Source organism: Acidovorax sp. FW305-C-20-28, assembly GCF_058783375.1.
Genome location: NZ_JBYSYM010000012.1, coordinates 25,382 through 31,381, shown reverse-complemented (window position 1 = coordinate 31,381; position 6,000 = coordinate 25,382). Strand labels below are relative to the sequence as shown.

8 protein-coding genes and 1 tRNA gene are annotated in these 6,000 nt (G+C 66.5%); 4 read left to right on the top strand and 5 right to left on the bottom strand.

What is annotated here, in order from left to right; all coding sequences use genetic code 11:
• Position 1 precedes the first annotated feature (1 nt).
• Positions 2-77 (bottom strand) — tRNA-Asn (locus AC3WOH_RS15165).
• Positions 78-306: 229 nt separating this feature from the next.
• Between AC3WOH_RS15165 and def the strand changes: the two genes are divergently transcribed.
• The gene (gene def, locus AC3WOH_RS15160; protein ID WP_492230123.1) at positions 307-846 is read left to right on the top strand and encodes a peptide deformylase; all 540 of its coding nucleotides are present in this window, start codon (positions 307-309) and stop codon (positions 844-846) included.
• A 129-nt stretch (positions 847-975) separates the two neighbouring features.
• Here def and AC3WOH_RS15155 read toward each other — a convergent pair whose 3' ends face one another.
• Positions 976-1,506 carry a GNAT family N-acetyltransferase gene (locus AC3WOH_RS15155; protein WP_492230122.1) on the bottom strand — a complete coding sequence of 177 codons (531 nt, stop codon included), beginning with the start codon at positions 1,504-1,506 and terminating at the stop codon, positions 976-978.
• A 105-nt stretch (positions 1,507-1,611) separates the two neighbouring features.
• Between AC3WOH_RS15155 and AC3WOH_RS15150 the strand changes: the two genes are divergently transcribed.
• Complete coding sequence (locus AC3WOH_RS15150; RefSeq protein WP_492230121.1) at positions 1,612-2,193, top strand: helix-turn-helix domain-containing protein; 582 nt, start codon at positions 1,612-1,614, stop codon at positions 2,191-2,193.
• On the opposite strand, the gene AC3WOH_RS15145 is transcribed toward AC3WOH_RS15150, so the two are convergent.
• The gene (locus AC3WOH_RS15145) at positions 2,163-2,870 is read right to left on the bottom strand and encodes a DUF5701 family protein (protein WP_492230120.1); all 708 of its coding nucleotides are present in this window, start codon (positions 2,868-2,870) and stop codon (positions 2,163-2,165) included. The genes AC3WOH_RS15150 and AC3WOH_RS15145 overlap by 31 nt on opposite strands.
• 54 nt (positions 2,871-2,924) lie before the next feature.
• On the opposite strand from AC3WOH_RS15145, the gene AC3WOH_RS15140 reads away from it, so the two are divergent.
• Positions 2,925-3,725 carry a TetR/AcrR family transcriptional regulator gene (locus AC3WOH_RS15140; protein ID WP_492230119.1) on the top strand — a complete coding sequence of 267 codons (801 nt, stop codon included), beginning with the start codon at positions 2,925-2,927 and terminating at the stop codon, positions 3,723-3,725.
• On the opposite strand, the gene AC3WOH_RS15135 is transcribed toward AC3WOH_RS15140, so the two are convergent.
• A complete protein-coding gene (locus AC3WOH_RS15135) occupies positions 3,717-4,139 on the bottom strand; it encodes an SRPBCC family protein (RefSeq protein ID WP_492230118.1) in 423 nt (140 codons plus the stop codon). The two genes, AC3WOH_RS15140 and AC3WOH_RS15135, sit on opposite strands and share 9 nt — an antisense overlap.
• Positions 4,140-4,228: 89 nt before the next feature.
• Positions 4,229-4,822: a putative pterin-binding protein gene (locus tag AC3WOH_RS15130; RefSeq protein WP_492230256.1), complete on the bottom strand. Its 594-nt coding sequence runs from the start codon at positions 4,820-4,822 to the stop codon at positions 4,229-4,231.
• A gap of 150 nt (positions 4,823-4,972) precedes the next feature.
• On the opposite strand from AC3WOH_RS15130, the gene AC3WOH_RS15125 reads away from it, so the two are divergent.
• Positions 4,973-5,926 (top strand): beta propeller repeat protein, encoded by a 954-nt coding sequence (locus tag AC3WOH_RS15125; RefSeq protein ID WP_492230117.1) that lies wholly within the window; start codon positions 4,973-4,975, stop codon positions 5,924-5,926.
• Positions 5,927-6,000 lie beyond the last annotated feature (74 nt).

Genomic DNA, 6,000 nt, shown 5'->3' with positions numbered 1-6,000 from the left:
TTGGCTCCTCGACCTGGGCTCGAACCAGGGACCTACGGATTAACAGTCCGGCGCTCTACCGACTGAGCTATCGAGGAACAAGACTTAGATTATATACACAAAATTCGGGCGTTTTCCAGTCGCAGCGATGTTTGCTGCAATCTGGGCGAAAAGTTCTGTGCGCGATGGGGGGCGCCCACGCAGGGCGCTGCCGTGCCCCGCCCTACTGCGGCGAGGCTGGCAGGCTTGGGGCATGATGGTGGTTGGCTGGCTTGCTCGCTACCCGAACGGCCTGGCATACACACACATCCCTCTCCACTCCCCACCATGACCATCCACACCATTTTGAAGATGGGCGACCCGCGCCTGCTGCGCGTGGCCCAACCCGTGACCGCGTTCGATACGGACGAGCTGCATCTGTTGGTGCGCGACATGCTGGAGACCATGCAGTCGGTGAACGGCGCGGGGCTGGCGGCGCCGCAGATCGGGGTGGATCTGCAACTGGTGATCTTCGGCTCGAACGAGCGCAACCCGCGCTACCCGGACCGGCCCATCGTGCCGCCCACGGTGCTCATCAATCCGGTGATCACTCCGCTGGGCGATGAGGAAGAGGAGGACTGGGAGGGCTGCCTGTCGGTGCCGGGGCTGCGCGGCAAGGTGCCGCGCTGGTCGCGCATTCGCTACACGGGGTTTGATCTGTATGGCGACCCGATCGACCGCACGGTGGATGGCTTCCATGCGCGGGTGGTGCAGCACGAGTGCGACCACCTGATCGGCAAGCTGTACCCGATGCGGGTGCGGGATTTCACGCAGTTTGGGTACACGGAAATTCTCTTCCCCGACATCAGCGCCCAGGAAGACGACTGATGCGGTTTCTCATTCGACCGGCTAACGTCGTTGGGGAGCCTTGCCGTGCTACAGCACTGTCTGCGGCTCCCCGCCTAGTTATCCGGCCGAATGCAAAACCGCATGGGTCACCTATCACAGGCCAGCAAGTCAGCCGCTCCGCTTCGCCCCATCCGGATCCGTGCGGGCATCCAGCTTGAGCTGCAGAAACGCCAGGTCCAGCCATTGGCCGAACTTGGTGCCCACTTCGGGCAGCAGGCCGACCTGGGTAAAGCCCAGGCGTTCGTGGAGTTGGATGGATGCGGTGTTGCCCGCCTCGATGCCGGCCACCATGACGTGCTTGCCGATGGCGCGGGCGCGTTCGATAAGGGCCTGCATCAGGAGCTTGCCCAGGCCGGCGCCGCGGGCGCTGTGGTGCACGTAGACGGAATGTTCCACCGTGTGGCGGTAGCCGTCGAAGGCGCGCCAGTCGCCGAAGGAGGCATAGCCTGCCACACCGCCCTGGGCGTCGATGGCGACGAGCACGGGGTAGCCCAGGCGCTGGCGGTCGGCCAGCCAGGCGGCGCGGTTGGCGGCGTCGACGAGGGTCTCGTTCCAGATGGCAGTGGTGTTGGCCACGGCGTCGTTGTAGATGGCGAGGATGCCTTCGATGTCGCCGGTGTGGGCGTCGCGTATCTGCATGGTGGTATCTGACTGGGTGCTGGGGGTCGGGGTTGCATGGCCGCCATCCACTATGATGGACGAAACAGCTATTTTGGTGGATTATTGTCCACCATGATCAAACAAATGTCCACCAAAGTAGACGACCCCATCGACAGCCTGAGCCAGCGCATCGGCATGCGGGTGCGCATAGAGCGCGAGGAGCGGGGCTGGTCGCTGACGGACCTAGCCGCGCACTCGGGCGTGTCGCGGGCCATGGTGCACAAGCTGGAGCGTGGCGAGTCGAGCCCCACGGCCACGCTGCTGGCGCGGTTGTCGGGGGCGTTCGGGCTGAGCATGTCGCAGCTGATCGCGCGCGCCGAGGCCAAGGAGGGGCGGCTGCTGCGCCGGGCCGACCAGCCGGTGTGGACCGACCCGCAGACGCACTATGTGCGCCGCCATGTGTCGCCGCCCTCCGATCTGCCGCTGGACCTGGTGCAGGTGGAGCTGCCCGCAGGCGCGCGGGTGCCCATGCCCGCATCGGCCTACATCGCACAGCGGCAGTTGATCTGGGTGCTGCAGGGTGCGCTGGTGTTCATGGAGGGCGATGCCCGGCACACCATGGAGGCCGGCGACTGCCTGGAGCTGGGGCCGCCTGCGGACTGCGAGTTCCGCAACGAAACGGCGGCCCCCTGCAGCTATGCGGTGGTAGTGCTGCGCAAAAGCTGAGCCTGTGGCGCCTCCTCGCCCGCCGGCTTGCCCACGCACGAGGCACCGGGCAGTGGCACGCTGGGCGAGCGGCTGCCGCAGGTGGCAAAGCCCAGCCAGGTGTGCGGGTTGCCCTCCCAGCACCAGCCCAGCTTGGGCTGCTTGCCGCTGAGCCAGAGCGCGGGCACGCGCTTGTCGTCGCCACGTGAGCCCAGCATCATGAAGCAGCGGTTGGGCTGCAGCATCTCGGGGTATTGCGTGAGCAGGGCGACGCCTTCTTCCAGCATCAACGGCGTGCGGCCATCGGCCGCGATGCGTTCCTGCGCCTGCCTGGGCACGGCGTTGAGCGAGGCGTTGCCCCGGTCGACGCCGAGCAGCAGGTAGGCCTGCCCGGCATGTGCCGACAGGCCGGGCAGCGGCCTGAAGAAACCGGGCGAGCGGGGGAACAGGCGCTCGATGGCCGCATGCCCGCGGCGCACGATGCGTGGCAGGGTCGCTTCCACCGGCGCCGCCGCACTGTGCACGACCAGCACCCAGGCGGCCGTGCCCTGCTCCACATCCATCCCCGGTGCCCCTGCGGGCACATGGGCGCGCAGGCCCTCCAGGTGTTGGCGGAACAGCTCGGCCGGGCAGCCGAGCAAGGCGGGGTAGCCCAAGGCCACCAGGTGCTGCACCTGTTCATCGAAGGATTTCGCCAATGCATTCCTCTATTTATTTACAATGTACGCCATTTTGCAAAACACCGCCCCGCCATGTCAACCAAAGCCAACCAAACCCATGCCTCCCGATTCACGGGCCGCGGTGATCCGCAGGCCACGCTCACGCTGCTGTGGGGTTTGCCGCGCGATGCCAGGCCTGGGCGCAAGCCCGGTCTGACGCCCGCGCTGATCGGCGCCGAGGCGATGGCGCTGGCCGATGCCCAGGGGTTGCAGGCACTCACCATGCGTGCGCTGGGCGAGCGGCTGGGGGTGTCTGCCATGTCGCTCTACCGCTATGTGCCGGGCAAGCCGGAGCTGCTGGACCTGATCGTGGAGCTGGCGCATGCCGAGCTGCCACATGAGCTGCCGCAGGGCCGCTGGGAGGCGCAACTGCAGCGCGTGGCCCACGATGCCTGGGCGCTTTACCGGCGCCACCCCTGGATGCTGGAGGTGTCGGCCTACCGCGCCTCGCTGGGGCCGCATTCGATCCGTAAGTACGAGCGCGAGCTGGGCGCACTGGAGGGCGCCGGCCTGGCCGATCTGGACCGGGACATGGTGGTGGCCGCACTCTCCGACCTGGTGCGCGGTGCCGCACGCAATGCCGTCGATGCGCGCACTGCGGGGCAGGCGACGGGTGAGTCAGAGGCGCAATGGTGGGCCCGGCATGCCGGTCTGCTGCAGCCGCTGGTGGACCCTGCGGTGTTTCCGCTGGCCGTCAGGATCGGGGCCAAGGCTGGGGCGGAGTATGGCGGCACCACCGACCCGGCGCGCTCCTTCGCCTTTGGCCTGGCGCGGCTGATCGAAGGGGTGCGGCTGTACGCGGCGGCCGTGGCGAACGGTGGCGAATCAGCCTGAGGCCTGGCGCGCCTCCAGCAGTTGCTGCAGCGCGGCCAGGTCCTTGCGGACATGGGCCACGTCGGCGTCGAAATCGGCCTGGCCCACGCCCTCCAAGCGCAGAACGACGAAGCTCAGCAGGCTGGCACCCTCCCCGCAGGGCGTGACGCGAAAGGCGTTGTGCACCGTGGTCCCGTCGGGCAGTGTCACGTCGTGGTCGAGCACGCCAAAGGGGTTGTGCGGCGCCATGTCGACCCGGACCTTGCCCATGGGCGACTCGGTGAACCATCTGCCGTCACACTGCTCGATGCCCGTGGCCAGGCCCGAGGCCCATTGGGGCAGGTTTTCCATCTGGCGGGCAAAGTCGTAGACCACCTGCGCGGGCGCGGCAACGGGCTGGCTGACGACGAGGGCTTCTTGAACGGTTGTTGCCACGGGGCTTGCCTTTCATCCGTGTTCAGTTGCGCACCGATGGTAGGCCAGCCGCGGGGATGCGCCCGCGGTTTCCGGCGCCGTCCTACAGCTCAGGCCGCCTTCACGTCGATGTGGTACAGGCCCCAGGGGCACAACGCAAAGCGCTCTTGCACGGGCTTGTCCTTGAAGGGGGCGACGTTGTCCGCGTCGTACACGGCCCACTGCGGGCCCAGGCCGCCCAGCGCCATGGGCTGGCCGTCCAGGCGCGTGGCCACGATCATGCGGTACTGCGCGGCGTCGGCCAGGCTGATGGCGACGTTGTAGCCGTCCACGGCACGCAGGCCCAGTTGCACGTTGCTGCCCCGCGCCACGCCGGCGGCTTCGAGCACGGTGACCAGCAGCGGGCCTTCCAGGGTATGGACCTTGTTGTCGTATTCCAGCGTGGGCTTGATGGTCACCGCAGGCAGGCGCTGCAGCGCAGCCGCATCGAACGCGAAGGCCTTGCTGAACTGGATCTTGTGCTTGCCCATCATCTGGTCGACGACGGGGTCAAGCGCGCCGCGGTTGGTCTTGCCGACGGCGCCGCTCACGGTCAGCAGGGTGGGCTGGGCGGCGCCGGCCTTGGCGTTGGGCGCGGCGATGGCACTGGTGGCCGGCAGCACGCCTGCCAGGCCGATGGTGGTGACGAAGTGGCGTTTGTTGATCATGTGTTTTTCTCCGTTGTGGTGGTGTGCTGGGGAACGGGGCGTAGGGTGCTTGCGGGGCCACGGGGTGTCAAGCTGGATTTGACCGAACGAGCCCACGGTATCGATGTGCTTTCCTATGATGGCGGCTTTGCATCGAATGGGTCATGCATGGGATCCTCCATCTACGAACTCGAAGAATCGTACTTTTCGCGCATCTTCAACAACCGCTGGATCTACGACTGCGCCGTCATCGACCGGCACCACTGCAGCTTCATCCTGTTCGACAACGGCCCCGAGGACACGGGCAACCGGGCGCTGGGAACCCTCACCTTCGGTGCGGACGCCAATCTGTCCGGCAGGAAGTACACGGGCTTTCCCTTCCCCATGCTCGGTGTGGCACCCAACCTGGGCAAGACCTCGGTGATGCTGGGCAGCATCGATGGCGTGGCCGTGCAAGGAGATGCCGGCAGCGGCCTTTGGCCGGACATTCCGAAATCTCCCACCGGGCCTATCAGCACAGGCCCCACGAATGTGGCAACCATCGATGGAAAGCTGTATGTTTGTGCCGGTTGGCGCCACGTCTGCTATCTGAACGATGCGAGAGTGTGGGTCTCCATCCGCCACAACCTGCCCGACCCACCCAACCCCAAGAAGGCCACCCGTTTTGGCTTCGCGGCCATCGCCGGCTTCAGCTCCAGCGACATCTATGCGGCTGGCGGTGAAGGCGACCTCTGGCGCTTTGACGGCCAGCAGTGGCGCCAGTGCAAGGTGCCTACCGGTATGTACATGGAGAGCCTGTGCTGCGCTGGCGATGGCTATGTGTACGTGGGCCTGCAGTCCGGCGGGCTGATGCGCGGCCGTGGGGATGAGTGGCAGATCATCCACAAAGACAGCATGACCGTGCCTTTCAAGGACATCGTCTGGTACCAGGACCGGCTGTGGTGCACGTCGGAATACGGCCTGTGGACCCTGGGCCAGGATGGCACGCTGGGCAATGGCGACATACCGGCCCTGGCCACGGCCTGCGGCGGCAACCTGTCCACCGCCGACGGCATCTTGATGGTGGGCGGGCTCAATGGCGCGGCCATCCATGATGGCAGCCAATGGCACCGGCTGCTGTGATGCTGCTGACGCAGCCCCCTCATTTTGTTCTGGTACGAAGCGGCCATCGCACGGTGTCGAACGGCTTCGTATGA

Coding starts and splice junctions, on each gene's coding strand:
- AC3WOH_RS15150 (WP_492230121.1), top strand. CDS start 1,612: ATGTCCACCAAAGTAGACGACCCCATCGACAGCCTGAGCCAGCGCATC.
- AC3WOH_RS15155 (WP_492230122.1), bottom strand. CDS start 1,506: ATGCAGATACGCGACGCCCACACCGGCGACATCGAAGGCATCCTCGCC.
- def (WP_492230123.1), top strand. CDS start 307: ATGACCATCCACACCATTTTGAAGATGGGCGACCCGCGCCTGCTGCGC.
- AC3WOH_RS15140 (WP_492230119.1), top strand. CDS start 2,925: ATGTCAACCAAAGCCAACCAAACCCATGCCTCCCGATTCACGGGCCGC.
- AC3WOH_RS15125 (WP_492230117.1), top strand. CDS start 4,973: ATGGGATCCTCCATCTACGAACTCGAAGAATCGTACTTTTCGCGCATC.